The 2,919-nt window shown below is 63.6% G+C and carries 2 protein-coding genes; one reads left to right on the top strand and one right to left on the bottom strand.

Annotation, left to right across the window (positions count from 1 at the left end):
• Window positions 1-2,484: aconitate hydratase AcnA (gene acnA / locus JHD07_RS36905; RefSeq protein ID WP_291631150.1), on the bottom strand; the 2,484-nt coding region annotated here is incomplete at its 3' end.
• A 240-nt stretch (window positions 2,485-2,724) separates the two neighbouring features.
• On the opposite strand from acnA, the gene JHD07_RS36900 reads away from it, so the two are divergent.
• A partial coding sequence (locus JHD07_RS36900) for an ATP-binding cassette domain-containing protein (RefSeq protein WP_291631149.1) occupies window positions 2,725-2,919 on the top strand: 195 nt, incomplete at its 3' end.

Raw genomic sequence — 2,919 nt, 5'->3', positions numbered from 1 at the left:
CAGCGGCAGCACGCCCATGCCGACCAGGTTGGAGCGGTGGATGCGCTCGAAGCTCTGGCAGATCACGGCGCGAACGCCGAGCAGACGCGTGCCCTTGGCAGCCCAGTCGCGCGAGGAGCCGTTGCCGTATTCGGCGCCGGCGAACACCACCAGCGGCACCTGCTCCTGCTGGTACTTCATCGCGGCGTCGTAGATCGACATCTGCTCGCCGTCGGGCCAGTGCTTGGTAAGACCGCCCTCGGGGATGTTGCCGTCGGCGCCCTTCAGCATGAAGTTCTTGATGCGGATGTTGGCGAAGGTGCCGCGCATCATGACTTCGTGGTTGCCGCGGCGCGTGCCGTACTGGTTGAAGTCGGCCGGGCGCACCTGGTGCTCGCTGAGATATTTGCCCGCGGGCGAGGTGAGCTTGATCGAGCCGGCCGGCGAGATGTGGTCGGTGGTGATCTTGTCGCCGAACATGGCGAGGATGCGCGCCTCGACGATGTCGGTAACCGGCTCCGGCTCCTTCTTCATGCCTTCGAAATAGGGCGGGTTCTGCACATAGGTCGACGACATGTTCCAGCGATAGGTCTCGCTCTCGACCGTCTTGATCTTGCGCCAGTTGGTGTCGCCCTTGAACACGTCGGCATATTTCTTCTTGAAGATCGACGCGGTCACGAACTTCTTCATGAAAGCGTTGATTTCCTTGGTCGTGGGCCAGATGTCCTTCAGGTACACCGGCTTGCCGTCCTTGCCCTCGCCGAGCGGCTCGGTGGCGAGGTTCTTGGTGACGGTGCCGGCGAGCGCGTAGGCGACGACCAAGGGCGGCGAGGCCAAATAGTTCGCCTGCACGTCGGGCGAGACGCGGCCTTCGAAGTTGCGGTTGCCGGAGAGCACGGCCGCCGCGACGATCCCGTTGTCGTTGATCGACTTCGAGATCTCCTCGGGCAGCGGACCGGAATTGCCGATGCAGGTGGTGCAGCCGAAACCGACCAGGTTGAAGCCGACCTTGTCGAGATAGGGCTGCAGACCGGAATTGGCGAGATATTCGGCGACCACCTGGCTGCCAGGAGCGAGCGAGGTCTTCACCCAGGGCTTGGCCTTGAGGCCCTTTGCAGCGGCGTTACGCGCCAGCAGGCCGGCGCCGATCAAGACGCTCGGATTCGAGGTGTTGGTGCAGGAGGTGATCGCGGCGATCACGACGTCGCCATGGCCGAGATCGAAGTTCTTGCCTTCGACCGGGAAGCGCTTCTCCGGCTCCTCGGCCTTCTTGTACTCGCTGGCGAGCGCGAGCGAGAAGCCGTCTGCGACCGTGGGCAGTGCGATGCGGCCTTCGGGACGCTTCGGGCCGGCCAGGGACGGCACGACGTCGCCAAGGTCGAGCGTCAGCGTTTCCGTGAACACTGGATCGGGCGACTTGGCGGTGCGGAACAGGCCCTGTGCCTTGGCATAGGCCTGCACCAGCGCGACGCGCGCCGAAGCGCGGCCGGAGGTCTTGAGGTAGTCGAGCGCGGCGGCGTCGACCGGGAAGAAGCCGCAGGTCGCGCCGTATTCGGGCGCCATGTTGGCGATGGTGGCCTTGTCGGCGACCGAGAGGTGGTCGAGGCCGGGGCCGAAGAATTCGACGAACTTGCCGACCACGCCGAGTTTGCGCAGCATCTGCGTCACGGTGAGCACGAGGTCGGTCGCGGTGACGCCTTCCTTCAGCGCGCCCTTCAGCTTGAAGCCGACGACGTTGGGCAGCAGCATCGACAGCGGCTGGCCGAGCATGCAGGCTTCGGCCTCGATGCCGCCGACGCCCCAGCCGAGCACGGCAAGACCGTTGACCATGGTGGTGTGCGAATCGGTGCCGACCAGCGAGTCAGGATAGGCGACCTCGAAGGTGCCGGTCTTCTTGCCGACCGTCATCTTCTCCTTCCTGGTCCAGACCGTCTGGGCCAGATATTCCAGGTTGACCTGGTGGCAGATGCCGGTGCCGGGCGGCACGACCGAGAAGTTCGTGAACGCCTTCTGGCCCCACTTCAGGAACTCGTAGCGCTCCTGGTTCTGCTTGTATTCCTCGGTGACGTTCTTGCCGAAGGCCTTGTTGTCGCCGAAGAAGTTTACGATCACGGAGTGGTCGATGACGAGATCGACCGGCACCAGCGGATTGATCTTCTCAGCATCGCCGCCGAGCTTCTGCATCGCGTTGCGCATCGCGGCGAGGTCGACCACCGCGGGCACGCCGGTGAAGTCCTGCATCAGCACGCGCGCCGGGCGGAAGGCGATCTCATGCTCCAGCGACTTCTTGCGCAGCCATTTCGACACCGCGACGATGTCCTCCTTCTTGACCGAGCGGCCGTCCTCGTTGCGCAGGAGGTTCTCGAGCAGGACCTTCATCGAATAGGGAAGTTTCGAAATGCCCTTCAGACCATTCTTCTCGGCCGTAGGCAGGCTGTAATAGACATAAGTCTTGGCGCCGACCTTGAGGGTCTTTTTGCATTTGAAGCTGTCGAGCGAGGTCATGTAGGAATCCCAATTGTTAGCTATACCCGGCAGGGTATTTTAACACCGTCAGCGTATCAGGCTGGGCCGCTTGCAGGGGCAGGTTGAGTTGCTGCATCAAGTAGTTCCGGGCTTATAGAAGCTTTCTAACCGCGCCGCCACAGCCTCAATCGCGCCGCTGCAATCCGCGAGCCAAAAATTCCCATGCGCTACCCCAAGATTTCCTGAGGCCTGGCTTTGAGCGGGTTGAAACGAGGCGAGATGCGGCTGGCCGGTCACGGGCTCAGATGCGTGCGGGGCGGCCGCGAGGTGTTCGCCGGGCTCGATTTCGCGGCCGGCTCCGGCGAAGCGGTCGCGGTGATGGGGCGCAACGGATCGGGCAAGACCTCGCTTGCGCGCGTCTTCGGCGATCTGGCGGACGAGGGTGCACATGAGGGCGGCGGTGGCGCCGTTGCT

The sequence above is a fragment of the Bradyrhizobium sp. genome (assembly GCF_016462955.1).
GTDB lineage: Bacteria > Pseudomonadota > Alphaproteobacteria > Rhizobiales > Xanthobacteraceae > Bradyrhizobium.
Note: the sequence above shows the minus strand (reverse complement) of the source record. Positions and strands in the feature narration are given on the sequence as shown.